Below are 25,674 nucleotides of genomic sequence, written 5' to 3' on the forward strand. Positions count from 1 at the left end.
GGAAGAGTACTGGCCGGACTACTTGCGCAAACTTTGATTGTCCACTTTACTAACAAACATGCTCGTCGACGAAGCGCACCGCCCCACTCCCGCCGAACCTCGTCGGGCCGGGGCGGACGGACCTCTGGTCCCGGGGCGCGCGCTGCGTCCGCGCACCAAGGTGCTCCCGGAGCACGCGCGCAACCACAACCGCTCGCTCGTGCTGCAGTCGCTGTACCGCGACGGGCAGGCGAGCAGGGCGGACCTCGCCAGGGAGACCGGGCTCACCCGCGTCACCATCTCCGACCTCGTCGGCGAGTTGATCGCCGAGGGCCTGGTGGTCGAGCTCGGTCAGCGCGGCGACGCCCGCCCGGGCAAGCCGGCCGTCCTCCTGGACGTCAACCGATCGGCCACCCAGATCGTGGGCGTGGACCTCAGCGAGCACGCCGTCTTCCGCGGCGCCGTCCTCGACATCGACGGCCGGGTTCTGCGAAGCGCCGAGGTCGCCCTCGCGGGAAGCCGCGGCGAGGACGCTGCCGCGAAGGTGCTCGCGCTGGTGGACGAGCTCGTCAAGGCCGCCACAGCGCCCATCCTCGGCATCGGGATCGGTTCCCCTGGCATCGTCGACGCGACCGGCACGGTGGTCGCGGCGCCCAACCTGGGATGGACCGATGTGCCGCTGCAACGCACGCTCGCCGAGCGGACGGGCCTGGCGGTCTTCGTCGCGAACGATGCCAACGTCGCCGTGCTGGCCGAGCACGGTTTCGGAGACGCGCACGGCGACATGATGCTCGTCAAGGTCGGCCACGGAGTGGGCTCCGGGCTGCTCGTCGCCGGCGCGCTCGTGTTCGGCAGCCGGTTCGCCGCCGGTGAGATCGGCCAGGTGATGGTCGGCACCGACGACGGCTCGGAGGGGCCCTACGACCGCGAGAAGTGCCTCGAGGCCTGGGTCGCGGTGCCCCGTCTCGAGTCCAGGATCGCAGCGGAAGCGGTCGCCGGGCGTCCCGTCGAGCCGGTGCTGCGCGAGGCGGGTCAGCGACTCGGTGTCGCCCTGGCGCCGATCGTCGGCGCCCTGAACCTCTCGGAGGTCGTGCTGAGCGGTCCGGAAGAGCTGCTGTCCGGCGCGCTGATCGACGCCCTCGGCGAGACGCTCCGCAATCGCACGATGGCGGGCTTCCACTCCGACGTGACGCTCCGGATGACCAGTCAGGGCAGGGACATCGTGCTGCGCGGCTGCGTGGTGATGGTGCTCTCCGCCCAGCTCGGCGTGTCCTGATGACGCCGGTCGCCGCTCACGCGCCGTTCAACGCGCCCAGCTGACGCCGAGCGTCGACTGGAGGGCGTACTGCGCCGCACCGCGGAACGGCTGCTCCAGTGCGGTCTTGGCGTACCGGAAGCTGAGCGGCATCGCCGCCCGCACGGGATGCCGCGCGGCCTCGGCCCGCACGTGCCCGATGAAGTCGGCGCCGAGTTTGGGGGCGGCCCCGCCGAGCACGATGTTGGGCACGTCGAGCGCAGCTCCCACCATGAGGAGTGCGCGGGCCAGCGTTCTGGCGCCGGTTGCGATCCTCTCGCGCGACTCGGGGAGGGCGGCGAGGGCCGCGACGTCCACGGCCTCCAGATCGGCGCCGTGGGGGAGCCCCAGGAGGCTGGTGACCGAGACGACCTCTTCGAGGCAGCCGCGATTGCCGCACGCGCACACGGGCGCGTCGTCGCCGAAGAGCACAGGGACGTGGCCGATCTCGCCCGCACGGTGGGAGGCGCCGGCCAGCACCGCGCCGTCGACGATCACCGCAGCGCCGACGCCGGTGCTGAGCGAGACGAACAGCAGGTTGGCGCCGAACTCGTCCGAGACCTCGTAGTCGGCGATCGCCTCGGCGTCCGCGTCGTTGACGAGCCGCACCGGGGCGGACACGATCCCGGAGAGCTCGCGCCCCAGATCGACGTCGACCCAGCCGAGCTGCACGCTCTCCCGGATCAGGTCGCCGTCGGCGATGCCGGGCACCTGGATGCCCACGGCGGTGACCCGCGCGGTCGTCGCCGCAGCCAGTCTGCGCACGACCGAACGGACGTCGTCGAGCGTCGCCGTGCTCGTCGTGCGGTGGGCGATGCTCGTGACGACGTCGCCGAGGAGGTCGACCACCGCCCCGCGGACGAGCCCCGGCTGCACGATCACCGAAAGCAGCACGTTGTGCTCCGCGTCCACGCGCAGCGTCGTGGCGCGCTTGCCGCCTGTGCTCTCGGCCAGCCGGCCCTCGATGACGAGTCCATCGGCGATCAGACCGGCGAGAAGCGACGAGACGGTGGCGGAGGTCAGGCCCGTCCGGCGGGCGATGGCGGCGCGCGTGGCGAGCCCGTCGCCCGACAGCACCAGCTGGAGCGCCGTGGTCAGGTTGCGCTCGCGCACGGCGGACTGCGTCGCCTTGCCGTGTTCGTCTGCCACTGTCCTCCTCGAGACCCCCGGTTTACGACCCTAGCGAATGCGGCGCATGATGGAGCGCATGGGATATGGCCTCATCCTCGTCGACGTACAGCGGAACATGCTGGAAGGTCGGGACGCCGTCGCCGGCGCAGCCGCCTTCCGCGACCTGCTCTCCGGTCTGCTCGACGCCGCCAGAGACGCCGACGCTGCGATCATCCATGTCAAGAACGACGGCCGCGCCGGCGACCCGGACGAGCCGGGCACCCCCGGCTGGGAGCTGGTGTTCGCGCCGTTGCCCGGTGAGCCGGTGGTGCGCAAGGACGCGGCGAACACGTTCGAGTCCAACCCGGCCCTCGCGGATGTGCTGCGCGCGATGGGTGTCGACACCGTGGTGGTCGCGGGGCTGCAGAGCGAGTACTGCGTCCAGGCCACCGCTGTCGGGGCGCTCGAGCGCGGTTTCGATGTCATCGTCCCCGCCGGCGCCCACTCGACCTACGACGACGGCGAGCCCGCGGCCGACATCGTCGAGCGCGTCACGCTCGAGCTCGTCGCGGCGGGGGTGGAGGTCCCGGAGCTCGACGAGCTCACCTTCGACTGAAGGCGAAGCGCCGCAGCCAGCGCCTCGACGGCGACGGCGTGACCGAGCCGCTCCTGCTCGAGGCGGTGCGGCCCTTCTGCGACGACGGCCAGCGCGTCGAGCTCGGCCGGAGTGAGCGTGTCCTCCGGCGGGTCCGCACGCGTCGCGTCGGGCACCGCGAGATGACGATGGCGTGCGAACGTCGAAGTGTCCATCAGGACCGACGAGAGCCGCGGGAGGATCGCGCGGGCGCGCGACAGGAGCGTGAGCCCTGCTCGGTCGAGGTCGCCCCAGTACACGACCTCCGCGGACAGCACCCACGGAAGCAAGCCCAGCGGACGGACATTGTTGCCCAGAGAGTGGATGATGACCAGGCCTGGCACATCGCCGAGGACGAACGCGGACTCCTTGTTCTCCACCACCAGCACCCGGGCGGGCGCGACGGGCAGAGCGGCGAGCTCGTCGACCGGCGCCCGCAGGTGCCTCACGCCGCCGACGCGGGCGCGGTCGGCAGGGTCGCAGAGGATCAGGTCGGCCTGCGCGGGAGGGACCACGAGCCCGAGGGCGTCCAGGTCGCGTTGGTCGAGATCGTCCTCCGTGATGTCGGCGGTGTCGTCGGACCCGAGGAGAGCCAGCACTCGTCCGCGGTTCCGCGCCAGCCACTTGGTGTGCATCCCCTCGATCGGCACGGCGCGGGGGAGCAGGCCGCTCCGCGGGTTCTCGCGGAAGAAGACGGCTGCCGCCACCGCGAGGCGGAAGTCGGGCTCCGCGAGGGCGAGGATCGACGCGATCCGGTGCTGCGGCCGGAAGCCGAGGGCGCCGAGCTCGGTCCAACGGGCACCGGCGATGGCCCACGTGGCGCGATCGCCGTCGTCGATCGCGGCCAAGGCGCCGACCGTGGCGAAGTCGAGACGGGCCGGAACCGTCACCGGGCCGAACGCGGTCTTGGGCCGGGTGATCTCGGTGAGCGTGACGCCCTCCGCTCGGTCGGCCCAGTCGTACCAGTCGTCAGCCCAACGATCGACATCGTCGCGCCGGGTCACGATCGTCCGGGCATCGGGAGGGCTCAGCGACACCGTCAGCGACATCGACCCGGGCGCCACGAGCTCCCGGCTCCAGCCGTTCGCGAAGCGCTCGCGGAGCAGGCGCAGCGTCTCCTCGAGCGTTCTCACCAGGCGGAGCCCCTCACTCCGGCAGGAGGGCGAGTCGCTCGCCCTCCAGCGCCTCGCGGATGCTGAGCGAGTAGATGCGAGAGAAGCCGGGTCGGGCCGGGTCGCCCGTGATGTAGGCGACCGACTCGACGTGTTCCTCGAAGGCGTTGACCTTGTCGCGCGGCGCGCCGACGATGAGCTGGAAGCCGAGCCCGCGGAAGGCTGCGAGCGCGCGACCCGTGTACTCGTTGTCGGCCTTGACGAAGCCCTCGTCGAGCACGATGGGCGCGTAGGTCGGGATCGCGTCCGTACCGTCGCCCAGCCGGTACCGCAAGGCGGCGCCGAGCACGAAGGCGATCAGCTCCTGGCCTTCTCCTCCCGACTTTCCCGCGACGCCCTCGTGGACGATCTGGGTGCCGTCGGCACGGGTCTCGATCGCGCGGAACTGGTAGTGCTCGCGCGCGTCGAGGACACGCCGGCGCCAGGCCTCGCCCGCCCGCGATCGCTCCTCGAGGCGCGACAGGTCGCGTCGGAGTTCGAGGAAGTCGCGTTCGACGGCGGAGGCATCTCTGCGGTCCGAGCCCGCCTGGCCGGAGGTGTGCCGCCGGAGCGTGCGCGTGAACTCGTGGAGGTCGCTGTTCGAGATCGGGCGCGGCTCGATGTCGAGCGTCGAGCCCTGCCGGAACTCGATTCCGCGGAGAGCGTTCGAGATCGGCCGCACCCCGCGCCGGATCGTGTGGCCGTCGTCCTCGATCTGGCGGAGCAGCGCCCGCAGGCTGTCGCCCATGCTCGCTCCCGCCTTCACGAGCCAGTCGGCTTTCGCACGGGGCAGGTCGTCCTCGACGAGGGTGCGGTGGATGGCGAGCACAGCGGGCAGGCTGTCGATCGTGGCGTCGATCTCGGCAGTGGGATCCAGGTCGCGGAACCGTTCGAGCGTGAGCACGATCACCTCCGAGAGGTGCTCGACGCTGTGCTGGTGCGTGTCGATCTGGTCGCGCAGCGCTCCCAGCGCCTCGGCGTAGCGGCGATCGACGTCGGCGGACTGCTTCGGCGCCGCGAACGGGAGGGTCCCGAGCAGCAGGCGCTCGTCCGGTGTGAGCGGGGTGTTGCGCTCCAGCGTGTCGGCGACGCTGTCCTCGATGTCGTTGAGGTCGGCGTGCTCCGCCTCGAGCTCGTCGAGCTTCGCCTGGATAGCGGCCGAGCGCTTCGCCGCCGCGATGCGGGCGCGGTCGTGCCGGTCCGCCTCGTCCTGGAGCGCCGCGGCCTCCGGGTTGTCGACGGCAACCCGGGCGAGCTGAGCGGTGAGCTCGGCCACCCGGGCCTCGTGGGGGAGGAGCTCGATCGCGTCCCACTCGACGGCACGGACGGCGGCGAGTGCTTCGCCGCGGCCCCGCGCCGCGCTGTGCGCGGCCTCCGCCCGGTCCGATTCGGCGCGTGCCTCGCCGAGCTCGATCTCCAGCTCGGCGATCCGCGACGCCAGCTCGTGAATGCGCGGGGCGTTGTCGAGTCCGATCCAGGACGCGGTGCGGCGGTCGTCCTTGATGACGCGTCCGCGCGCGGCGGACCGCATGCCTGCGCGCGTCACCGCCGCGGAGATGCCCGCACCGCGCGGCGCATCGAGCTCGTCGGGCGACTCGACGCACAGCACGCTGCGGTCGCGGACGAGCTCGTCGTGGAGCCAGCCCCAGAACGGGCTGGCCTCGTCGAAGTGAAGCAGGGCGGGAACGGTCCGGTCGATCGGGTCGAGCTCGGGCGCGCGTCCGGCCGTGGCGGGCACCAGCACGACCCGTCCGCGCATGTCGCCGTCGTTGACGAACCGTCGGACGGCCGCGAAGCTGCGCTCGTCGACGAGGAGGTGCGTCGCCGTCTCCCCGAGCACGGCCTCGACCGCTCGGCTCCAGTCCCGGCGCCCGGCGGCCACCTCGAACAGCTCGCCCACGTACGGGAGGCTGGTGGCCGGGAGGCCGACGCCCGCAGCGATGCGGCGCCGACGCTCGTCCGCGTCGGCCGGCACGTTGCTGCTGCGCTGCTCGTACGAGCGCTTCTCCTCGGCGGCAGCGGCGATGGCCTTCTTGGCGGCGTCGACGCGACCGGCGAGCTCGTAGCGCTGCGCCTTCTCGTCGTCGTCGGACGCGGCGGCCGTCAGAAGGGCTTCCGCCTGCTCCTGCAGTCGGGCGAGCTGCTCGGCGGACTCCGGCGCGTCCAGTCCGGCCCGGGCGAACATGGCGTCGGCCGCGGCCCGATCCCGTCTCTGGGCCAGCAGGAAACGCTCGGCCGAGTCCAGTTCGCGGCGCAGGGCCACCGACGGGTCCCCGCCGAGGGCGGTCAGGCGGGCCTGCGCGTCCTGCAGGGCACGGTGCGCCGTGCCCTCGTCCGACTCGGCGGTACGGCGGAGCGTCTCCTGTTCGCGCTTGCGCTCGCGGACCGCGTCCACCTGGCCGGAGACCCAGTCGCGCACGTGCTCGGCGAGCCAGACCCGCAGGCGCGGGTCGTCCTCGCCCTCCGCGGGGCTCAGCAGCAGGCGCTTGCCCGTCGCGTCGTCACGCGCGGCCTCGAGCTGCTCCGCCCGGGCGGGGATATCCGCCAGCACCTCCAGCTTGCGCCGGGTGGTCTCGAAGACGTCGTAGAGTGCGGAGGCCTCACGGTAGCTGCTGAGCGTGGTCTCCCACCGGGACAGCGCGCGGGGCTCGGTCAGCACGAAGCTCTTGAACAGCTCGTCGATCGAGAAGACGCCCTTCGACGCCTGCGCGCGGCGCAGCAGAGTGAGCGCCTTCAGCTGCGACTCGTCGCTGCCGCCGATGCCGAGCTCCTCGCAGAGCCGCACGCGCAGCTCGGGCTGCGAGGAGGTCACGAGGTCGCGCTCCGGGTGCACCAGCCGGCCGAGGGAGGCGCGCGTGAGCGGCGACGAGCTCCCCGGTTCCTGCACCAGCTCGGTCAGGCGCGCGAGCGGGAACTCCCCGTGCGCCAGGAGGTAGACGGTCGCCGAGGTGACCTCGTCCTGCGTCGAGGTGTCCGGGCCGATCCAGGCGAGTCGTGCTGCGGTGACCGTCTCGCCGAGCTCGGTGCGCCACGTGATCGCGGCGCCGCTCGGAAACGCGGTGCCGAGCGGGCGCAGGAAGTGCGTGGTCGTCGAGTCCGAGCCGGCGTCCTTCACCTCGTCGGTCTTTCCGCGCGCGTAGCTGTACACGGTCCGCTCGGAGCGTTGCCGGGAGTCGTCGCGCGCTGCGCGGTTGAACTCCTGCGGGTTCGGCATGATGACCGCCGACATGGCGTCCAGCACGGTCGACTTGCCGCGGCCGGTCGGGCCGAGGATGGCGATGCCGCCACGACCGACCGGCATCCGGTGCAGGCCGTCGTACGCTCCCCAGTTGAGGAGCTGGACGAGCTCGATGCGGAACTGGCCCCGGCGGACCAGCCCGTCGTCTTCGGGCAGGTCGTTCACTCGCCGGCCTCCTCAGTGGTGTCGTCGGTGATGCCGTCTGCGGCGTCGTCCGTGTCGTCCGCTCCGTCGTCGGCGACGTCCTCGCCGGCCGCGGTGAGGAACGTCCGCTCCAGGTGCAGCAGCTGGTCCGTGCCGATCAGCGGCACCACGGCCGGCGACACCACGAACAGGTCGGGGTCCTCCGGGGTGGGCGTCAACAGCTCCAGCCGGTCGAGCGCCACGATCGCGGCCTGGACGCGTCGATCGGTGCGCACCTCGTCGTGCGACGAGTCGGCTTGGAACCGGCTGAGGAACTCGGCGATGTGGTCGCGGCTCACCGTGACGGGCTCGTCGGTCGCGTCGGTGTACGCGTGCTCCTGGCGCAGGAGCACCAGCAGCAGGGACGCGTCGCGCGAGAGGGGCTTCTCGCGCCGCAGGAGCACGGGCACGCCGTCCTCGCCGTTCTGCCTCTTGAAGGCGACCTCGTGCGCGACGTCCAGGTGCAGCGTCAGGAACAGCTCCTCCAGCCGTGCGCGGATGTCGGTCTCGTGGTCGAGCAGGCCGCGCCAGGCCTCCGGGTGCTTCCCGCGCGTGATGAACCGGCTGGTCAGCAGGGTGACGAGCGCCAGCCGCGCCTCTCGGGGGAGGGCGTCGCCGACCAGCCGGTCCCCGAAGGCGTCCGAGGCGGTCGCGCCGTCGTCCTCACGATGCTCCGTCGCGGGTCCGCTGGCCGTCGCGGATCCACTGGCCGTCACGAATTCACTGTCCGTCACCGTTCGTCCGTCTCCTGGTCGGCCGCGTCCCGTCCGAAGACCAGGAGCGGCATGGTCACTTCGCGCGCGCCGGCGGCGATGTCGAGCGGGACCGTCTGCACGCCCTCCGCCACCGCACCGTGCTCGGCGCCGAGCTCGATCAGGCTGACCGCGAGGCCGAGCCTGCGGTACTCCTCGGGCGTCGCCGCGTACACGTCGGCGCCGGTGACGGTCTCCGCGTCGGCGAGGAGGGCGTCGATCGTCTCTCGCACCGCTGCCGCGCTCGTCGCGACGGCGAGGCGGAGGGCCTCGCGTTCCTCCTCGGGCAGCGGGTCGTCGTTCTCGGCGATCGCGACGCCGATGTCCGGGCGCCCCCTGTCGCGCCAGAGCTGCGCCTGCGTCACATCGACGAGGTTCCAGGTGCCGATGCCCAGTACATCGTCGTCGACGAGCGTGGATCCCGGTCGGCGCTGGGTCCAGAGAGCCCCCGCGTCGAGCGCGCGCCCGGCGAGGGACAGCAGGCGGGCGTGTCGGTCGGAGCCGTTCCTGCTGAGGAACCGCCGGAGCGACGACGTCCAGCGCACGTACGTCTCCTGCACGAGCTGCTCCTCGGCGAGCAGCGAGGTGATCAGCGTCTCCAGCTGCGCCCGCTGTCGCTCGGTGAGCTCGGTGACCTCGGCGGGACGCGCGAGAACGCGCTCGATGTCCGCACGCATCGTGTCCACCTCGCGGGAGGACAGCATCGCCGCGAACCCGCGGTAGGCGCGCCCTTCCGGCGTCTGCTCGAGGAGGTCGTTGTCTCGCAGGAAGCGGTCCACCAACGCGCCCTTGCCGATGGTCTGCGACGATGCAGCCCTGGCGACCTCGCGGTGCCGCTGCTCCACCATCGCGCCGAGCTGGCGGAAGTCCTCCGGGAGGGTCGCTGTCAACCGCAGCACCTCGCGCACCTGGCGGGCGACGGCCTCCGGCCCTGCGACCTGCGCACCGTGCTCTGCGATGTCGTCTCTGCGCCGCTGCAGCTCCGCGATCTCGCGGTCGAGCCGCTCGAGCTGGGAGTCGGCCGTCGGGTCGGTCAGCGCCGCCAGCTGGTGGACGGCGTGGGCGATGCTCGCGAAGCGGGCCTCCGAGACGGCGCTGTCCGGCTCCGCCAGCTCGCGCACGACCCGGAGCGCCTGCAGCGAGTACTGGGAGAGGCGATAGCGCGCCCGCCCCTCGCCTGCGCCCGCGCGGGTTCGGACCAGCCAGCGGCTGTCGACCCAGCTGCGGCAGTACTCGGCGGGGGAGGTGCGCGTGCCCTCGGGATCGGCGGGCTCGCGATCGTCGTCGAGCTCCTCGAGGGCGTCGGCGACCTTCTGATGGAACCAGTCGGCGGAGACCGTCCCGTCGGCGTACTCCAGGTGACGGGAGAAGAGGGGGAGGACCCAGCGGCCGTTGTAGCTGCGCAGCAGAGCCCAGGTCGGATGCTCCTCCCAGACCGCGGCGACGCGTGCGCCGTCGAGGGCCTCGTCCATCATCCTCCGCTGCCATGATCCGGGTTGAGGCCACAGGCCGCCTGAACAAAAAGCGGCCCGGACCTGGGGATTTCTCCTCAAGTCCGGGCCAGTTGGTTGCGGGGGCAGGATTTGAACCTACGACCTCTGGGTTATGAGCCCAGCGAGCTACCGAGCTGCTCCACCCCGCGGCACAAGAAATGACTCTAGCACGGCTGCGGGGTGCTGTGAAATCCGGATGCACGCCCGGGCGCGTCCGGGCGTGCCCGTGGCGCGTCCGGGGTGCCTAGACCGCCCGTCCCACTAGAGTCGTCGCAGGACCCAGGAGATGCGTATGGCGAATTCGGCCCAGAAGTACCGCGTGTGCGTGATCGAGGACGACCCCGACGTCGCCTTCTACATGAAGACCGTGCTCGAGAAGCGCGCGGACGCGCAGGTCGTCGCCGTCACCGATCCGTCCATCGCCCTCGACACGATCGCCTCGTTCGACCCGGACGTCGTGATCACCGACATCGAGATGCCGGGGATCTCCGGCATCGACCTGCTGCGCGAGGTGCGCAGCCGGCATCCCGGGCTCCCTGTCGTGGTCATGACGGCGCACGTGTCGGTCGACTACGCGGTCTCCGCGCTGCGCGCGCAGGCCGACGAGTTCCTCACCAAGCCCATCGCGTCGTCCGAGCTCGTCGCCATCGTGAACCGTCTCGCCGAAGAGGGGCGCACGAAGCGCGCAGCCAGCCAGCAGCAGGTGGTCCTGGCGATCGGCGCGCACCCGGACGACGTCGAGATCGGTGTCGGCGGGATCCTGTCCGCTCACCGCGACGCCGGCAACGAGGTCGTCATCCTGACGCTCTCGCGGGGCGCCCGCGGCGGCGATGCCGACGACCGCCAGCACGAGTCCCTCGCCGCTGCCGAGCTGCTCGGTGCGCGGCTCTTCCTCGAAGACCTCGAAGACACCCGCATCTCGGCCGCCGACCCGACGGTGAGCATCATCGAGCGCGTCGTCGCCGAGGTGCAGCCCGACATCGTCTACACACACTCCGCGCACGATCGGCACCAGGACCACCGGGCGGTGCACGCGGCCGTCAACGTGGCCACCCGCAACGTCCGCACGGTCTGCTGCTTCCAGAGCCCGTCCGCGACGATCGACTTCAGGCCGACGCGGTTCGTGCCGATCGACGGCTTCACGGACGCCAAGCTGCGGCTCATCGACTGCTTCCGCTCCCAGACCGAGCTGCGCTCGTATCTGGATCACGACTTCGTCCTCGCCACCGCCCGCTACTGGTCGCGGTTCGGCGGTGGAACCAACTGCGAGCCGTTGGAGGTGATGCGCGACACCGCGGACATCTCCGTCCCGGCGTCGGCCATCCAGACCGACGCCCGAATCCGGAGGAACCAGGAATGACCGCATCCCGCACCCGCGTCCTCGTCACGGGAGCCGGCGGCCCGGCGGGCATCGCCGTGATCCGCTCGCTGCTCAAGCGCGACGATGTCGAGGTCTACGCCGCCGACATGGACGGCTGGGCGAGCGGCCTGTATCTCGTGCCGGAGTCCGCCAGGCGGATCGTGCCGCCCGGCCGTGCCCCGTCCTTCGTCGACGATGTGATCGCCCTGTGCGCCGCGGACGGCATCGGGGTGCTGTTCTCGACGGTCGATGTGGAGCTGCCGGGCCTCGCCGCGCGCCGCGACGAGCTCGCCGCCGTCGGCGCCGCGCTGGCCGCCCCCAGCCACGAGACGCTCGTGACCTGCCTCGACAAGTACCGTCTGGCGCAGGCCGTCGACGGCAAGGCGCGCATCCCGGAGACCCGGCTGCTGGATCGGGACGGCGTCGGCGCGGACTGGGTCTTCCCCGTGATCATCAAGCCGCGCAGCGGTGCGGGATCGCGCGGTGTGCGTCTGATCGCCGATCGTGCCGCGCTGGAGTCGCTGGGGGAGGACCCGAGCATCCTCGTGCAGGAGAACCTGCCGGGCGAGGAGTTCTCGGTCGACGTCCTCGCGGGCCTCGACGGCACGGTGATCGCCGCCGTTCCGCGCTCCCGCGAACGGGTCGACTCCGGTGTCTCCATCGCCGGGCGCACGGTGCGCAGGGACGAGCTCTCGCAGACGGCTTCCGACGTAGCCAGAGCCATCGGGCTCACCGGTGTCGCCAATGTGCAGCTCCGGTACAGCAGCGACGGGGTCCCCGCGCTGCTGGAGGTGAATCCGCGCTTCCCCGGCGCGATGCCGCTGACGATCGCCGCGGGGGTCGACATGCCGTCGCTGCTCCTCGACCTCGTTCTCGGGCGTCCCGTGCCCTCCGCCGTCGACTTCACCGAGCTCGCCAACGTGCGCTACCTCGAAGACGTCTTCCTCGACCCGGCCGATGTCCTCGTCTCCGAGAACGCGGCCCACGCGGAGGGACCGGAGGAGTGACCGACCGTCTGCGCGCGCTGCTGCGCGGCGACTTCCACGTGCACTCCACGTTCTCGGACGACGCCAGGAGCACGCTCGCGGAGAACATCGCGGCTGCCGCAGCAGCGGGGCTCAGCCACGTCCGGCTGACCGACCACGTGCGGGCGTCCACCACCTGGGTGCCCGAGTTCCTCGCGGCGGTGGCGGCCGAGCCCGTGCCGGACGGCCTCAGCGTGCTCACGGGCGTCGAGGCCAAGCTGCTCGACGCCTCCGGCGCGGTCGACGTCCCCGCAGACCTCGTGGTCGGAGCGGGCGGCGTCGACGCGATCGTGATCGGCGACCACCAGTTCCCCGGCACCGATGGTCCCTGGTCGCCGGACGAGACCCGCCGTCGCATCGCCGACGGCCTGTCGGCGCACGACGCCCTCGACCTCCTGATCGAGGCGAGCATCCGGGCGATGGAGGGCACCAGGCACGCACAGCTCGCGCACTGGTTCTCGATCCTGCCCAAGGTGGGGCTCTCCGAGGAGCAGCTCGGCGCTGACCGGCTGGCGGCGTGGGCCTCCGCGGCCGCGGCGACCGGCACCCTCGTCGAGGTGAACGAGAAGTGGGCGTGCCCCGGTCCGGAGGCCGTGCTGGCGCTCCGGGACGCCGGAGCGCGTATCGTTGCGTCCACCGACAGTCACGACGCGGCCGATGTCGGCCGATACGACCGGGTGACGGCCGTGCTCGACGCCGTGGAGGCCGCGGAACGGGAGGAGCGCCGATGAGCCCCGTCCAGCTGACGCGCGTGCAGCGGGAGGAGCTGCAGCGCGAGATCGACCGCAACCGGCGGTGGGAGCTGCGCCTGCCGGTCTACGGCGGCATCGCGCTGGTGGTGATCGCGGCCGTGGTCGTGGTGCGGGTGGTGTTCTTCTCATGACCGACGTCAAACGCATCGTCATCGCCGACGACGATGACGACATCCGCGGCCTGATGGTCATCGCCGCCAACCGCGCGGGCGTCGAGATCGCCGCCGCCGTCGACAACGGCCGCGCGGCGCTGGACGCCGTGGTCGAGGGCGGGATCGACCTCGCCGTGCTCGACATCTCGATGCCGGGGCTCAACGGCGTCGAGGTCGCCGAGGCGATCCGCGGCGACGACGCGACGAAGGACACACTCATCCTGATGGTCTCCGCCTCCGTGCAGCTGCTCACCGATCACGGAGTGGTCGCCAACCGGTCCGACAGCTTCATCATCAAGCCGTTCAGCCCCCGCGCGCTCTCCGAACGCATCCGATCGATGCTCGGCCTGGTGGAGACGGTATGACCGTCGACCGCTGGCTCGGCCGGATCCCGTTGGACTCGCCGTCCGTCTTCCTCAAGCTCGTGCCGACGCTGGTCGGTTTCGTCATCGCGCTCGGGCTGACCTTCATCCCCGGCGTGATGAGCGCGCACCTCCCGGTCTTCATCGTCGGCGCGACCGCGGTCATGATCGGGGCCCTGCTGCTCGCGCTGCTGGTGCCCTGGCGGCGGGTCGGCCCGCGCTGGACGGTCGCTGTGCCGCTCGTCGCAATGGCCTCGATCGCGCTGATGCGGATCGGCACGGGCGGCTCGACGTCGGCCATCGGCGTGATCCTGCTGCTGCCGTTCGTCTGGATCGCCACCGAGGAGGGCCGACGCAACATCGTCATCGCCGCGGTGGGCATCTTCGTCGTCCTCCTCGGCCCGATCCTGGTGGATCACGACGCGACCAGCCCGGCGGACCTCCTGCGCGCGTTCTTCTCGCCGGTCATCTACCTGATCGTCGCTGCGGTCGTCAACGAGATCGCCCACCGGTCCCGCGTGCAGCTGGCCGCCTCCCGTGCCGTGGCCGCCCAGCGCGAGGAGCTGCTCGAGCAGGCCCAGCGCACGCAGGACGAGCTGGTGCTCAACGAGGCACGGCTCAAGACCGCGAACCGGCTCATCCAGAGCATCTGGAACGCTGTCACGGAGCAGTCGGTGATCGGAACCGACCTCGACGGCGTGATCGACGTCTGGAACCCCGGTGCAGAGAAGATGCTCGGCCTGACCGAGGCGCAGGTCGTCGGTCACGACCGGCGCGTCATCGAGTTCCACCTGGTGAGCGAGCTGGAGGATCGGCTGCGCGACATGGACGCGCGCTTCACGACCGTCGTCAGCGCCGACGACTTCTCCGCCCTCGTCGACACCGTGCGCGCCGGCTACGCGGACGTGCGCGACTGGACGTACGTGCGCGCGGACGGCAAGCAGGTGCCGGTCCAGGTCGCGGCGACCCCACGGATCGATGAGAACGGCCACCGGGTCGGCTTCATCTTCGTGGCCACCGACATGACCCAGGCCCGCGAGTTCGCGCGGCTGAAGGACGAGTTCGTCGGGCTGATCTCGCACGAGCTGCGCACGCCGCTCAGCTCGATCCTCGGTTACCTCGAGCTCATGCGTGACGACGACGAGGCGCCGCTCTCCGACGAGCAGCTGCAGTACCTCGGTGTCGCCGAACGCAACGCCCACCGCCTGCTCCGGTTGGTCGGCGACCTCCTCTTCACCGCGCAGGTCGAGTCGGGGAGGTTCCCGATCGACATCACGGACGCCGAGCTGCGCTCGGTCGTCTCCGCCTCGGTGGAGTCGGCCCGGCCGGGCGCGGCCGCGGCAGGAGTCGCGCTGGTGATGGAGGTGCCGGACGAGCCCGTCGACGTGCGCGGCGACACGGTGCGGCTCGGTCAGGCGGTCGACAACCTGGTCTCCAACGCGCTCAAGTTCACGCCGGCTGGCGGCAGCGTCACCGTGTCGTTGCGGCGGGACCGCGACGAGGCGGTGGTGGCGGTGACCGACACCGGCATCGGCATCCCGGCGGTCGAGCTGAGCCAGCTCTCGCAGCGGTTCTTCCGGGCCTCGACGGCCACGCGCAACGCGGTGCCGGGCGTCGGACTCGGGCTCACCATCACGAAGGCGATCGTGACCGCCCACGGCGGCCGGCTCGACATCGCGAGCGAGGAGGGCGTCGGCACGTCCATCAGCCTCCACCTCCCGATCGAGACGCCTGCACCGGTCGCCGAGGCCGTGCCGGGGGCGGAGGCGGCACCGTGAGCGCCGTCGGGATCGCCGTCGCCCAGTTCACGCCGGGCGACGATCGCGTGCACAACCGCGACCTGGTCGCCGGCCTCATCGCCGTCGCGGCGGCCCGCGGCGCGCGACTGGTCGTCTTCCCGGAGTACTCGTCGTACTTCACCGACTCGCTCGGCCCCTCCTTCGCCCGCAACGCCGAGCCGCTCGACGGCGAGTTCGTGCGGTCGCTGGCTGCGACGGCACGCGAGCACGGCGTCTTCGCGATCGCCGGCCTCGTCGAGCGGACCGGGATCCGCGACAAGTTCGCCAACACGCTGGTGGCGGTCGGCCCGGACGGGACGACCCTGGCCGTCTACCGCAAGCAGCACCTGTACGACGCGTTCGGCTCCACCGAGTCCGACTGGGTGATCCCGGGCGACCTCGCCCTGCCGGAGGTGTTCGAGGTCGACGGGCTCCGGGTCGGGATGCAGACCTGCTACGACCTGCGCTTCCCCGAGGTCACCCGTCGGCTCGCCGACGCGGGCGCCGACCTGGTCGCCGTGCCGGCGGAGTGGGTGCGCGGGCCGCTCAAAGAGCAGCACTGGTCGACCCTGCTGGCCGCCCGCGCCATCGAGAACACCCTCTACGTCGCCGCTGCGGACCACACCCCGCCGATCGGCGTCGGCAACAGCGTGATCGTCGACCCGATGGGCGTCGTGCTCGCGGGCCTCGGCGAGACGGCGGGGGTCGCGGTCGCCGAGGCTTGGGCAGAGCGCGTCGCGGACGTGCGCAGGCGGAATCCGGCCCTGAAGCTGCGTCGCTACCGGGTGGAGCCGAACGACTGAGCAGCCTGCCTCGGCGCGCTCATGAGCGCAACGCGGCCAGCCGGCCGGCGGCCTCCTCGAGCACCTCCACTCGCTTGCAGAAGGCGAACCGCACGAGCGACGCGGTGCGGGCGGCGTAATCGTCGCGGCAGAAGGCGGCGAGCGGTACGGCCACGACTCCCGCGAGCTCGGGGAGTCGGCGGCAGAACTCCACAGCGTCGCGGTGCCCGAGCCCAGCGGCGTCCGCGACGACGAAGTACGTCCCGTCGCTCGGATGCACCTCGAACCCGGCGGCCCGCAGGCCGGCCGAGAGCACGTCGCGCTTGTGGGCGAGGGCGGCGGCGATCCCGGCGAAGAACTCGTCCGGCAGCGCGAGTCCCGCCGCGATCGCCGGTTGGAACGGTGCGCCGTTCACGTAGGTGAGGAACTGCTTGACGGCGAGGACGGCCGTCACCAGTTCCGCGGGCGCGGTGAGCCAGCCCACCTTCCACCCCGTGGTGTTGAACGTCTTGCCTCCGGAGGAGATCGTCACGGTCCGCTCGCGCGCGCCGTCGAGCGTGGCGATCGGGATGTGCTGAGGGCCGAAGGTGAGGTGCTCGTACACCTCGTCGGTCACGATGATCGCGTCGTGGCGCTCGGCGAGGTCGACCACTGTCTGCAGCGTCTCGCGGTCGAGCACCGCCCCCGTCGGGTTGTGCGGAGTGTTCACCAGGATGACGCGCGTCCGGTCGGTCACGGTGCTGCGCAGCCGGTCCAAGTCGGGCCGGAACGCGGGCGGTTCCAGCGGAACGGTCCTGTGCACACCGCCGGCCAGTGCGATCACCGCGCCGTACTCGTCGTAGAACGGCTCGAAGGTGACCACCTCGTCACCCGGCTCGAGCAGCGCGAGGAGTGTCGCGGCGATGGCCTCCGTTGCGCCGGCCGTCACGAGGACCTCACGGTCGGGGTCGACCTCCAGCCCGTAGAAGCGGCGCTGGTGGTCGGCCACGGCCTGGCGCAGTTGCGGGATGCCGATGCCGGGCGGGTATTGATTGACACCGTCGCGGATGGCGGCGACAGCCGCATCGAGCACCACATCGGGGCCGTCCTCGTCGGGGAAGCCCTGCCCGAGATTGATCGCGCCGGTGCGCACGGCGAGGGCGCTCATCTCGGCGAAGATCGTCGGGCGCACCGTGCCGTCCGTTCCCAGCAGGCCGGCGCCCCTGGCGGCCGCGCGCCACCCTCCGGATACCGTCATCGTCGCCCTCTCGTCGTGCCCCTGACCAGGCTAGGGCAGGCGAGGGTCTCCCTCACACCGCTTGCATTCGGTACGTTGTGGAGAGTCATCGGGAGGCGGAAGGTCGCCCACAGGACCCGCAAATAGAACGCTCAGGTTGGCATCCCAAGCTGTCTAGTGCTTGGAAGGAGCACCACACCATGACCGACACTCCGATCAACCCGGACCCCGCGAAGCCCCAGAACGACGCCGAGACCGAAGCGGTCGTGGATGCCGGCGCTGCGCAGCCCACCCCTGCCCCCGCGGAGGCCCCGGCCGCCGCACAGCCGCAGGCCCCTGCCGAGGCGCAGGTTCCTGCCGAGACGCAGGTTCCCGCCGAGGCACAGGCCCAGCCGCAGGTTCCCGCCCAGCCGCAGGTGCCAGCGCAGCCCGTGGCTCCCGCCCAGCCCCAGCCTTCGGTCGAGTCCCAGGCACCTGCCGCCGACCACGGCTGGACCGCTCCCGCCGCTCAGGGCGGCGCCCCCACGGGTGAGCAGCCGACGGCGCAGCAGCCGACCGTTCCCCAGCCCGGCGTCGCGCAGCCCGCCGCTCACCAGGCCCAGCAGAACCAGGCCCAGCCGAACCAGACGCAGCCGAACCAGACGCAGCCGACCCAGCCCGTGGCCCCGCAGCCCTACGGCCAGCCGGCGGCGCCGCAGCCGAACTACGGCAACGGCTCGTTCGGTCAGCCGAACGCCTACGGTCAGGCTCCGTACGCTCAGCAGCACCCCGGCCAGCAGCCGCCCTACCTGGCCGCGCCGGGCACGGCCACCGCCGAGAAGGCGCCCCGCAAGCGCAACACCGGCCTGATCATCGCGACGCTGGCGATCGGCGCGCTCATCGGCGGCGTCGCCGGCGCGGGAGCCGGGATCGGCCTCTACTCCGCGACGGGCAGCAACGCCACCATCAAGACCGTGTCCGGCCCGCAGAACATCACGGTCAACGACGCCAACAACGCCACCACCGTGACCGCGGTCGCCGCGAAGGCGTCGCCGAGCGTCGTCACCATCTCGGTCACGGCCTCCAGCGAAGGCGGCACCGGTTCCGGCGTCGTCCTGTCCTCGGACGGCTACATCCTCACGAACACCCACGTCGTGACCCTCGACGGCGCCGCGTCCAACGTCAGCATCAGCGTCACCGACAACGACGGCAAGATCTACACCGCCAAGATCGTCGGCACCGACCCGACCACCGACCTCGCGGTGATCAAGCTCGACGGAGCGAGCGGGATGACCCCGATCACCTGGGGCGACTCCAGCAAGCTCAACGTCGGCGACACCACGGTCGCCATCGGCGCCCCGCTCGGTCTTTCCGGCACCGTGACCGACGGCATCGTCAGCGCGCTCAACCGCTCGATCAGCATCGCGTCCTCGGCGGCCCCCAAGTCGAGCGACGGCAACGGCGGAGGAAGCTCGCAGAACCCGTTCAACTTCGACTTCCCGAACCAGGGCGGCGGCTCGTCGCAGCAGGGCCAGAGCCAGGGCACGATCTCGCTCCCCGTCATCCAGACGGACGCGTCGATCAACCCGGGCAACTCGGGCGGCGCGCTGCTCGACAGCAAGGGCCAGCTGATCGGCATCAACGTCGCCATCGCGAGCGCGGGCGGCAGCAGCTCCAGCGGCAGCCAGTCCGGCAGCATCGGCGTCGGGTTCTCGATCCCGTCGAACGTCGCCAAGCGCATCTCCGACGAGCTGATCAAGAACGGGTCGGCCACCCACGGCCTCCTCGGGGCCTCGGTCGGCGACGCGAGCAGCGACAGCAAGGCGACCACGGTCGGAGCGTCGGTCAAGTCGGTGACGTCGGGCGGGGCGGCGGCGAGCGCCGGCCTGCAGGCGGGCGACGTGATCGTCAACTTCAACGGCCTCCCGATCACCGACGCCACCGACCTGACCGCGCAGGTCCGGGCGCTGGCCGCCGGTTCCAAGGCGGACGTCACGTACCTCCGCGACGGTCAGACCAAGACCACGACGGTCACCCTCGGCTCGCTTCCCGCCAGCTGAGTCGTACGACACCGACGGAAGGCCGCCCCGCAGCGCGGGGCGGCCTTCCGCCGTACGGGCGCGGCGTTCCCCGCCCGGGGCGCTGCCATTCCCGGCTGCTAAGCTCGGCGAGGCCCGAACGACGAATGGATCAGATGCCGGACGACAGCGTGAACACCCTCCCCGGTGTGTCCTACGTGATGCCGGTCCTCAACGAGGCGACCCATGTGCGGGCGGCGGTGGACAGCCTCCTCGCGCAGGACTACGCCGGACCGTTCGAAGTCACGATCGCGCTCGGCCCCAGCATCGACGGCACGACGGAGCTCGTCGCCGAGCTGGCGTCGGTCGACTCCCGCATCCGTGTGGTCGACAACGTCGTCGGCTCGACCCCCGCCGGGCTGAATCTCGCCATCCGCGAGTCCCGGTATCCGGTGGTGATCCGGGTCGACGCCCACAGCGTCCTCCCGTCCGACTACGCGCGCATCGCCGTCGAGACCATCCTCGAGACCGGCGCCGACAATGTCGGCGGCCTCATGGACGCGCAGGGCACGACCCCGTTCGAGCGTGCCGTCGCGCGCGCCTACGGTAGCCGCGTCGGGCTGGGCGGGACGAAGCTGCACGTCGGCGGGACGGCCGGCCCCGCTGAGACGGTGTACCTCGGCGTCTTCGATCGCGATCGGCTCCTGGAGGTCGGCCTCTTCGACGAGGAGATCAAGCGCGGTCAGGACTGGGAGCTCAACCGCCGCATCCGCCAGGCCGGCGGCACCGTGTGGTTCACCCCTCGGCTGCGCGTGGTCTACCGGCCGCGCCCCAACCTCTACCGGCTGGCGCGACAGTTCTTCTCCACGGGGATCTGGCGCGGCGAGCTGGCGCGGCGGTTCCCCGCCTCCAACGGCCTGCGCTACTTCGCGCCGCCGGTGATGGTGCTCGGCGTCGCAATCGGCGTGCTGCTCGGGCTCGGCGGTGTGCTCCAGGCGATCCTCGGGGCGAGCCCGTGGCTGCTGTGGGCGTTCGCGATCCCGGCCGCCTATCTGCTGATCGTCGTCGCGTCGGCGCTGGTCTGGGGGCGCCGCGACGGCTTTTCGTCGTTCCTCTGGTTTCTCGTAGTCTTGCCGTGCATCCATTTCAGCTGGGGGATCGGGTTCATCCTCGGATATCTCTCGCTCACCAGGAACATCACCGCACACACCGGAAGGTAGGCATGTCAGCAGCCGGACCCGCAGCGCACGGAGCGCGGCCGACGTCGATCGCGGAGCTCAAGGCGGTCGCGCAGCCGCCCGAGGTGCGCGGACGCCGCAACGCGGAGCACTGGACGGCGTCGCTGTACCTGCGCAACCTGTCGCCATATCTCACCTGGTTCCTGCTGAAGACCTCCATCTCGGCCAACGGCGTCACGGGCCTCATGATCCTCACCGGATGGGCCACCGCAGCCAGTCTGCTGATCCCCGGCATCGGTGGCGCGGCGCTCGCCCTGGTGCTCGGACAGCTCCAGATGCTCATCGACTGCTGCGACGGGGAGGTCGCCCGCTGGCGCAAGACGTCCTCGCCCGCCGGAATCTTCCTCGACAACGTCGGCCATTACACGACGGAGACGCTCATCGCCATCGCGCTGGGCGTGCGGGCGGCCGGCTATCCGTTCGAGGCTCCGCAGGACTTCCTGTGGACGAACCTCGGTACACTGCTCGCTCTCGTCATCGTGCTCAACAAGGCGCTCAACGACATGGTCCGCGTGGCGCGGGCCAACGCCGGCCTGCCCAAGCTCGCCGACACGCAGGCCGCCTACGCACCCACCCACGGTGTGATCGCCCGACTGCGCAAGGCGGCCCGGTTCGTGCCGTTCCACCGTCTCTACCACTCGGTCGAGCTCACCATCATGATCTTCGTCTTCTCGATCGTCGGGCTCTTCATCGGGGCGACGCTCGCCGACCGCATCCTGCTCTCGGTGCTCGTGCCGCTGGCGGTGCTGGCGGCCATCGGCCACTTCGTCGCGATCATGACCTCCAAGCGGGTCCGTGGCTGACCCGACGGTCGGCGTCGTGGTGCTCACGCAGGGCACCCGGCCGCACGACCTCGTACGCGGCGTGGAGTCCGTCCTCCGCCAGGAGGGGGTGCGCACCGAGGTGGTGGTCGTCGGCAACGGCTGGGATCCCGCCACAGCCGCGCCGGCACTGCCGGCCGGTGTCGGAACGCTCGCACTGCCCGAGAACCTCGGCATCCCGGCCGGGCGCAATCAGGGCGTCCCGCTGGTGGAGGGGGAGTACCTGCTGTTCCTCGACGACGACGCCGACATCCCGTCGCCGACGTTCCTGCGCGACGCGATCGATCTGCTGCGCAGCGACTCGAGCATCGGGATGATCCAGCCGCGCCTGCGCGCCCGCGACGGCAAGCCGTCTCCTCGCCGGTGGATTCCGCGCATCCGCAAGGGCGAGCCGGAGCGATCCTCGGTGGTGTTCTCGGTACTGGAGGCCGTCATCGTCCTGCCGCGCGAAGTCTTCGAGCGTGCGGGAGGCTGGGCCGACCCGTTCTTCTACGCGCACGAGGGCATCGAGCTCGCCTGGCGCGTCTGGGATCAGGGCAAGCGGGTCTGGTACGCCGGCGACCTCGTCGCGGAGCATCCGGCCGTCTCGCCGACCCGGCACTCGTACTACTACCGCCTGAACGCCCGGAACCGGGTGTGGCTCGCGCGCCGCAACCTCCCCGGCGTGCTCGTGCCGGTCTACGTCGGGTCGTGGACGGGCATCCAGCTGCTGCGGTGGTTCCGCAAGCCGGCCGTCCTGAGCGCCTGGTTCGGCGGCTGGCGCGAAGGATGGCGGTCCGACCCGGGGGAGCGGCGGCCCATCCGGTGGCGGACCGTCGCGCGGATGACCCTGGCGGGACGTCCGCCGATCGTCTAGTCGTCGAGCTCCGCGGGCGCCGCGGGACCGTCGACGGCGGCCGGCGCAACGCCGAGCCGGCGCGACCTGTCTCGACGGACGATCCTGCCGGGCAACGCGCCGAGCGCGCTGCCGGCGCGGACGACCCGGCGGCCGGTGCTGCTGCCGAGCCGCTGGAGGGCGCCGGGCCCGTCCGCCGGCGTGAGAGCAGCGGGGATCACCAGCGGCGCGGGGCCGAACGCCAGCCGGGAGTTGGCGACGACGCGTCGGCCCAGGATGTTGTTGCCCGTCCCGCCGACGACGGCGCCGATGCCGAAGGGGATCGCACGGGCGAGGATGGAGGCGCCGCCCCGGACGGCGAACTGCCGGACGAACGCGCCGCGCAGGCGATCCACCAGAGGGCCGACGACCATCGACGGGAGGGTGGTCGTGACCAGCTCGCCCCAGTACGCCGTGCGTGTCACGCCCGCGCCGGTGACCTGGCCGGCAAGCTGGCGCACCAGGTCGGAGCCTTCGCGGCCGAGCATCATGGTGAGCACGAGAGCTCGGGCACGTGCGGGGTCGTCGACGGCGATGCCGTGCAGTTCGCTGAGCGACTGCGCGTAGAGCGCTGTCGCCTCCAGGAACCCGGCCGTCTCCAGCCCGGACAGGGCGAGGGTGATGCCGGTTCCGATCGCGGGGATCACCGCTGTCGCCCCGACGGCCGCGCCGCCGGTCGTCACGGCAGCGAGGTAGCGCCGCTCGAGGATCGTGGCCAGCTCAGCGGCGGATGCCTCCGGGTGCCGCCGCCGGAGGCTGCGCAGGTGTGCGAGCACAGCCGGGCGGTGGATGCCGAGGAAGCGGTCGAGGGTCGCGTCCACGGCGCGCGGCGTGTCTCCGCCACGGGGCGGTCCGCCGGTCGGGGACACGAAGGGCTGGGGTCGCTTGGCCATCCTTACCGAGTGTAGGCCTCCTCGCGGACGCTCCGGAGTGGACGCGACACTTCTGCAGTGCGTCAGCGCCGACGATCGCGCTCGCGCAGGAAGTCCGCGGCCGGAAGCACCTCGAACTCCGCCGGCAGGTCGTCACGGGACAGCCCCGCGGTGAGGGTCGCCACGTCGGTGCCGAGGACGCTGGCGATCCGGAGGATGGTCACGAGGCTGGGATTGGCGATGCCGCGTTCGATCTTGCCGTAGTTGGTCACGTGCATCTGTGCGAGTTCGGCGATGTTCTCCTGGCTGAGGCCGAGTTCGATCCGTGCGCGGCGTACCTTCTCGCCGAGCTGCGTTGCAGCGGGCGACATCGAGTGATTCATGATTCATGACTATCCGGTCGGGCATTCCCGGACCAGAGCGATCGATACGTCGGCGCGAGTGCCTGAGGCGGAGAGGGCACAAAATGCTGGTGGCGGCCACTGCGACGCGGCCGCCACCAGCAGCTCAGAAGCTCACCTGCCAGAGGTACTCCCGGCCGTCGGGAGGGAACCAGCGCACGACGAGGAGCGTGTCGCGGGCGGCGTCACCGCCGTGCAGGCTCGCTCGCACCGCTTCGCCGGGGCGGATGGACGAGGGCGAGCTCACCCGCAGCGAGGCGCTGCCCGCGATGCTGACAGTGACTCCACGCAGCTCGTCTGAACTGGTGTTGACGAGCCGGAAATGCGGAGCGCCGCTGCGATCGACGGTCCACGGCACGCGGTAGGCGAAGCGTCGGGGCCGGAGCGGGGCGAGGGGGCTGCGAAGGTTCCGAACGTGTTTCATGCGCCAAAAGTAGCCACCCCCTCCGACGCTCGAACCGCGAAATCGGGCCTAGAGACCCTTTCCGTGGACAACTCGCCGGAATTCTTTCTGTGGAGGACTTTCCGCGCAGGAGAAAAGTGCCTCTGACCGGGGCTTCGTCAGCTGCCGTAGTCCTTGTTGTAGAGGTCGAGAACGTCGTCGATCGGGCCGTCCAACACCAGTGCGCCCTTGTCGAGGTAAAGCCCTCTGGCGCAGAACCGTCGCAGGTCCTTCTCGTTGTGCGACACGAAGAACATGGTGCGGCCGCCCGCGAGCAGCTCCTCGATCTTCGCGTAGCACTTCTCGCGGAACGAGCGGTCGCCCACCGCGAGAACCTCGTCGACCAGCAGCACGGGCTCCTCCAACTGCGCGATCACCGAGAAGGCGATGCGCACCTTCATCCCGCTGGAGAGGTGCTTGTACGGTGTGTCCACGAAGTCGCCGATCTCGGCGAACTCGATGATCTCGTCGAACCGGGCCTCGATCTGCGGCTTGGTCATGCCGTGCAGCCCCGCGGTCAGGAACACGTTGTCCCGGACGGTGAGATCGTCGACGAAGCCGCCGGTGATCTCGATCAGCGGGGCGACGCCCTCCGTGACCCGCACCGAGCCCTCGTCGGGCAGCAGCACTCCGGCGACGAGCTTCAGCAGCGTCGACTTGCCCTGGCCGTTGCGCCCGACCACACCGATGGCCTCGCCGGGCTCGACCTGGAACGTGACGTCGCGGAGCGGCCAGAAGTCGTCGGGACGTGAGCGGCGTTGCCGCGAGCTGAACAGGTCTTTGAACGACCTCCGCGCTCCGCGGTTGCGCTTGAATCGCACGCCGAGGCCGGCGACGTCGATGACGGGTCCCACCTCAGATCTCCTTCAGGACGTCGCGCTCGAAGCGGGTGAACACCAGCCAGCCGATGCCGAGCAGAAGCAGCGACATGACCGCGGCCATGATGACCAGGAACCAGTCCAGCTCCTCGGGGAAGAACGCGGCGCGATAGAGGCTGAAGATGCCGGTCAGCGGGTTGAAGGCCGACCAGAAGTGCAGCGAGAACAGCGTCTCGGTCTGTGCGCCGGGGTGGGCGGCCACGTACGCGGCGCAGTGCTTGGCCGCGATGCCCGCTCCGCAGCCGCCGGGCAGATCGCGCGCGCTGTAGATGATCGGCGACGCATAGAAGAGGAACCGCAGGGCGAGCTTGACCGCCCGCTCCAGATCGCGGAAGAACACGACGAGGGGGGCGACGATGAGACCGACGCCCACGGTCAGCACGATCTGGATGAGGATCGCGAGCGGGAACAGCAGGATGTCGACGTTCACCGGCGCCCCCGTGGCGATCGCGAAGATCGCCAGCACAGGCAGCGACAGCAGGAACTCGATGCCCTTGGAGGCGACGATCCTGTTCACCCAGATCGTGCGCGGGATCATCGTCGAGCGGATGAGCTTCGCCTCGCGGATGAACGCGCGCGTGCTGTCCGAGACGGCGCCGTTGAACCACATCCACGGCAGCAGGGCGGCGAGCAGGAAGACGATGTAGGGGTTCTCACCGACGGTGCGGTGGAAGATGACCGAGAAGACGAACCAGTAGATCGCGCTCATGACGAGCGGGTCGAGGATCGACCACAGGTATCCGAGCGCGCTGGTCGAGTATCGGACGCGGAGGTCGCGGAGCGTCAGCAGCCACAGGGAGTGGCGATAGCGCGCGAAGCGCGTCCGTTGCGCAGGACGCAGGTCGGCGGAGGTACTGGTCACGGGAACCTATCGTATTGATCGCAGGCTG

Annotated in this window: 24 protein-coding genes and 1 tRNA gene; 13 read left to right on the forward strand and 12 right to left on the reverse strand. The window is 71.1% G+C overall.

The window, feature by feature from the left end:
- Window positions 1-58 precede the first annotated feature (58 nt).
- Complete coding sequence (locus tag KNO15_RS18415) at window positions 59-1,255, forward strand: ROK family transcriptional regulator (protein ID WP_241705249.1); 1,197 nt, start codon at window positions 59-61, stop codon at window positions 1,253-1,255.
- Between the two features lie 27 nt (window positions 1,256-1,282).
- On the opposite strand, the gene KNO15_RS18420 is transcribed toward KNO15_RS18415, so the two are convergent.
- Window positions 1,283-2,422, reverse strand: a complete 1,140-nt coding sequence (locus KNO15_RS18420; RefSeq protein WP_241705250.1) for an ROK family transcriptional regulator — start codon at window positions 2,420-2,422, stop codon at window positions 1,283-1,285.
- Between the two features lie 58 nt (window positions 2,423-2,480).
- On the opposite strand from KNO15_RS18420, the gene KNO15_RS18425 reads away from it, so the two are divergent.
- Window positions 2,481-2,999: an isochorismatase family protein gene (locus KNO15_RS18425; protein ID WP_241705251.1), complete on the forward strand. Its 519-nt coding sequence runs from the start codon at window positions 2,481-2,483 to the stop codon at window positions 2,997-2,999.
- Here KNO15_RS18425 and KNO15_RS18430 read toward each other — a convergent pair.
- From KNO15_RS18430 to KNO15_RS18450, 5 genes are all read right to left on the reverse strand, one after another.
- Window positions 2,894-4,150, reverse strand: a complete 1,257-nt coding sequence (locus KNO15_RS18430) for a Wadjet anti-phage system protein JetD domain-containing protein (protein WP_241705252.1) — start codon at window positions 4,148-4,150, stop codon at window positions 2,894-2,896. The two genes, KNO15_RS18425 and KNO15_RS18430, sit on opposite strands and share 106 nt — an antisense overlap.
- Before the next feature lie 13 nt (window positions 4,151-4,163).
- Window positions 4,164-7,571 carry an ATP-binding protein gene (locus KNO15_RS18435; protein WP_241705253.1) on the reverse strand — a complete coding sequence of 1,136 codons (3,408 nt, stop codon included), beginning with the start codon at window positions 7,569-7,571 and terminating at the stop codon, window positions 4,164-4,166.
- Window positions 7,568-8,323, reverse strand: coding sequence for a DUF4194 domain-containing protein (locus KNO15_RS18440; protein WP_241705254.1), 756 nt, complete (start codon window positions 8,321-8,323; stop codon window positions 7,568-7,570). The genes KNO15_RS18435 and KNO15_RS18440 overlap by 4 nt, the downstream gene beginning before the upstream one ends.
- Window positions 8,320-9,816: a DUF3375 family protein gene (locus tag KNO15_RS18445; RefSeq protein ID WP_241705255.1), complete on the reverse strand. Its 1,497-nt coding sequence runs from the start codon at window positions 9,814-9,816 to the stop codon at window positions 8,320-8,322. The genes KNO15_RS18440 and KNO15_RS18445 overlap by 4 nt, the downstream gene beginning before the upstream one ends.
- 90 nt (window positions 9,817-9,906) lie before the next feature.
- A tRNA-Met gene (locus tag KNO15_RS18450) sits at window positions 9,907-9,983 on the reverse strand.
- Between the two features lie 143 nt (window positions 9,984-10,126).
- Between KNO15_RS18450 and KNO15_RS18455 the strand changes: the two genes are divergently transcribed.
- From KNO15_RS18455 to KNO15_RS18485, 7 genes are read left to right on the forward strand one after another with little or no spacing between them, the layout of a single operon-like run.
- A complete protein-coding gene (locus tag KNO15_RS18455) occupies window positions 10,127-11,194 on the forward strand; it encodes a response regulator (RefSeq protein ID WP_241705256.1) in 1,068 nt (355 codons plus the stop codon).
- A complete protein-coding gene (locus tag KNO15_RS18460; RefSeq protein ID WP_241705257.1) occupies window positions 11,191-12,201 on the forward strand; it encodes an ATP-grasp domain-containing protein in 1,011 nt (336 codons plus the stop codon). The genes KNO15_RS18455 and KNO15_RS18460 overlap by 4 nt, the downstream gene beginning before the upstream one ends.
- Window positions 12,198-12,950, forward strand: coding sequence for a PHP domain-containing protein (locus tag KNO15_RS18465; RefSeq protein ID WP_241705258.1), 753 nt, complete (start codon window positions 12,198-12,200; stop codon window positions 12,948-12,950). The genes KNO15_RS18460 and KNO15_RS18465 overlap by 4 nt, the downstream gene beginning before the upstream one ends.
- A complete protein-coding gene (locus tag KNO15_RS18470) occupies window positions 12,947-13,102 on the forward strand; it encodes a hypothetical protein (protein ID WP_241705259.1) in 156 nt (51 codons plus the stop codon). The genes KNO15_RS18465 and KNO15_RS18470 overlap by 4 nt, the downstream gene beginning before the upstream one ends.
- Window positions 13,099-13,488, forward strand: coding sequence for a response regulator (locus tag KNO15_RS18475; protein ID WP_241705260.1), 390 nt, complete (start codon window positions 13,099-13,101; stop codon window positions 13,486-13,488). The genes KNO15_RS18470 and KNO15_RS18475 overlap by 4 nt, the downstream gene beginning before the upstream one ends.
- A complete protein-coding gene (locus KNO15_RS18480) occupies window positions 13,485-15,263 on the forward strand; it encodes a sensor histidine kinase (RefSeq protein WP_241705261.1) in 1,779 nt (592 codons plus the stop codon). Before KNO15_RS18475 ends, KNO15_RS18480 begins: the two co-directional genes overlap by 4 nt.
- Window positions 15,260-16,066: a carbon-nitrogen hydrolase family protein gene (locus tag KNO15_RS18485; protein WP_241705262.1), complete on the forward strand. Its 807-nt coding sequence runs from the start codon at window positions 15,260-15,262 to the stop codon at window positions 16,064-16,066. Before KNO15_RS18480 ends, KNO15_RS18485 begins: the two co-directional genes overlap by 4 nt.
- Window positions 16,067-16,085: 19 nt before the next feature.
- Here KNO15_RS18485 and KNO15_RS18490 read toward each other — a convergent pair whose 3' ends face one another.
- Entirely contained in the window at window positions 16,086-17,282 is a 1,197-nt protein-coding gene (locus KNO15_RS18490) for a pyridoxal phosphate-dependent aminotransferase (protein WP_241705263.1), read from the reverse strand.
- Window positions 17,283-17,461: 179 nt separating this feature from the next.
- On the opposite strand from KNO15_RS18490, the gene KNO15_RS18495 reads away from it, so the two are divergent.
- The 4 genes from KNO15_RS18495 to KNO15_RS18510 all read left to right on the forward strand — a co-directional run bounded on the left by KNO15_RS18495 (window position 17,462) and on the right by KNO15_RS18510 (window position 22,173).
- Window positions 17,462-19,300: a S1C family serine protease gene (locus KNO15_RS18495; RefSeq protein ID WP_241705264.1), complete on the forward strand. Its 1,839-nt coding sequence runs from the start codon at window positions 17,462-17,464 to the stop codon at window positions 19,298-19,300.
- Window positions 19,301-19,434: 134 nt separating this feature from the next.
- Window positions 19,435-20,478: a glycosyltransferase family 2 protein gene (locus KNO15_RS18500; protein ID WP_241705265.1), complete on the forward strand. Its 1,044-nt coding sequence runs from the start codon at window positions 19,435-19,437 to the stop codon at window positions 20,476-20,478.
- Between the two features lie 2 nt (window positions 20,479-20,480).
- Entirely contained in the window at window positions 20,481-21,299 is an 819-nt protein-coding gene (locus KNO15_RS18505; protein WP_241705266.1) for a CDP-alcohol phosphatidyltransferase family protein, read from the forward strand.
- Window positions 21,292-22,173: a glycosyltransferase family 2 protein gene (locus KNO15_RS18510; protein WP_241705267.1), complete on the forward strand. Its 882-nt coding sequence runs from the start codon at window positions 21,292-21,294 to the stop codon at window positions 22,171-22,173. Before KNO15_RS18505 ends, KNO15_RS18510 begins: the two co-directional genes overlap by 8 nt.
- Here the strand turns inward: KNO15_RS18510 and KNO15_RS18515 are convergent.
- From KNO15_RS18515 to KNO15_RS18535, 5 genes are all read right to left on the reverse strand, one after another.
- Window positions 22,170-23,084 (reverse strand): hypothetical protein, encoded by a 915-nt coding sequence (locus tag KNO15_RS18515; protein ID WP_241705268.1) that lies wholly within the window; start codon window positions 23,082-23,084, stop codon window positions 22,170-22,172. The two genes, KNO15_RS18510 and KNO15_RS18515, sit on opposite strands and share 4 nt — an antisense overlap.
- A gap of 62 nt (window positions 23,085-23,146) precedes the next feature.
- Complete coding sequence (locus KNO15_RS18520; protein WP_241705269.1) at window positions 23,147-23,446, reverse strand: helix-turn-helix domain-containing protein; 300 nt, start codon at window positions 23,444-23,446, stop codon at window positions 23,147-23,149.
- 124 nt (window positions 23,447-23,570) lie between these two features.
- Window positions 23,571-23,888 (reverse strand): hypothetical protein, encoded by a 318-nt coding sequence (locus tag KNO15_RS18525; RefSeq protein ID WP_241705270.1) that lies wholly within the window; start codon window positions 23,886-23,888, stop codon window positions 23,571-23,573.
- 137 nt (window positions 23,889-24,025) lie between these two features.
- Window positions 24,026-24,760 carry an ABC transporter ATP-binding protein gene (locus tag KNO15_RS18530; protein WP_241705271.1) on the reverse strand — a complete coding sequence of 245 codons (735 nt, stop codon included), beginning with the start codon at window positions 24,758-24,760 and terminating at the stop codon, window positions 24,026-24,028.
- A gap of 1 nt (window position 24,761) precedes the next feature.
- On the reverse strand, window positions 24,762-25,646 hold the full coding sequence (locus KNO15_RS18535) for an ABC transporter permease (protein WP_374113183.1): 885 nt from the start codon (window positions 25,644-25,646) through the stop codon (window positions 24,762-24,764).
- Between the last annotated feature and the right edge of the window lie 28 nt (window positions 25,647-25,674).

The sequence above is a fragment of the Leifsonia shinshuensis genome, from assembly GCF_022606355.1.
Classification (GTDB): Bacteria; Actinomycetota; Actinomycetes; order Actinomycetales; family Microbacteriaceae; genus Leifsonia; species Leifsonia shinshuensis_B.

What these genes read in the sequence shown, in the direction of transcription:
- KNO15_RS18475 (WP_241705260.1), top strand. Translation starts at nt 13,099, where the DNA reads ATGACCGACGTCAAACGCATCGTCATCGCCGACGACGATGACGACATC.
- KNO15_RS18470 (WP_241705259.1), top strand. Translation starts at nt 12,947, where the DNA reads ATGAGCCCCGTCCAGCTGACGCGCGTGCAGCGGGAGGAGCTGCAGCGC.
- KNO15_RS18455 (WP_241705256.1), top strand. Translation starts at nt 10,127, where the DNA reads ATGGCGAATTCGGCCCAGAAGTACCGCGTGTGCGTGATCGAGGACGAC.
- KNO15_RS18505 (WP_241705266.1), top strand. Translation starts at nt 20,481, where the DNA reads ATGTCAGCAGCCGGACCCGCAGCGCACGGAGCGCGGCCGACGTCGATC.
- KNO15_RS18520 (WP_241705269.1), bottom strand. Translation starts at nt 23,446, where the DNA reads ATGAATCACTCGATGTCGCCCGCTGCAACGCAGCTCGGCGAGAAGGTA.
- KNO15_RS18460 (WP_241705257.1), top strand. Translation starts at nt 11,191, where the DNA reads ATGACCGCATCCCGCACCCGCGTCCTCGTCACGGGAGCCGGCGGCCCG.
- KNO15_RS18415 (WP_241705249.1), top strand. Translation starts at nt 59, where the DNA reads ATGCTCGTCGACGAAGCGCACCGCCCCACTCCCGCCGAACCTCGTCGG.
- KNO15_RS18525 (WP_241705270.1), bottom strand. Translation starts at nt 23,888, where the DNA reads ATGAAACACGTTCGGAACCTTCGCAGCCCCCTCGCCCCGCTCCGGCCC.
- KNO15_RS18445 (WP_241705255.1), bottom strand. Translation starts at nt 9,816, where the DNA reads ATGATGGACGAGGCCCTCGACGGCGCACGCGTCGCCGCGGTCTGGGAG.
- KNO15_RS18425 (WP_241705251.1), top strand. Translation starts at nt 2,481, where the DNA reads ATGGGATATGGCCTCATCCTCGTCGACGTACAGCGGAACATGCTGGAA.
- KNO15_RS18480 (WP_241705261.1), top strand. Translation starts at nt 13,485, where the DNA reads ATGACCGTCGACCGCTGGCTCGGCCGGATCCCGTTGGACTCGCCGTCC.
- KNO15_RS18500 (WP_241705265.1), top strand. Translation starts at nt 19,435, where the DNA reads ATGCCGGACGACAGCGTGAACACCCTCCCCGGTGTGTCCTACGTGATG.
- KNO15_RS18490 (WP_241705263.1), bottom strand. Translation starts at nt 17,282, where the DNA reads ATGACGGTATCCGGAGGGTGGCGCGCGGCCGCCAGGGGCGCCGGCCTG.
- KNO15_RS18515 (WP_241705268.1), bottom strand. Translation starts at nt 23,084, where the DNA reads ATGGCCAAGCGACCCCAGCCCTTCGTGTCCCCGACCGGCGGACCGCCC.
- KNO15_RS18495 (WP_241705264.1), top strand. Translation starts at nt 17,462, where the DNA reads ATGACCGACACTCCGATCAACCCGGACCCCGCGAAGCCCCAGAACGAC.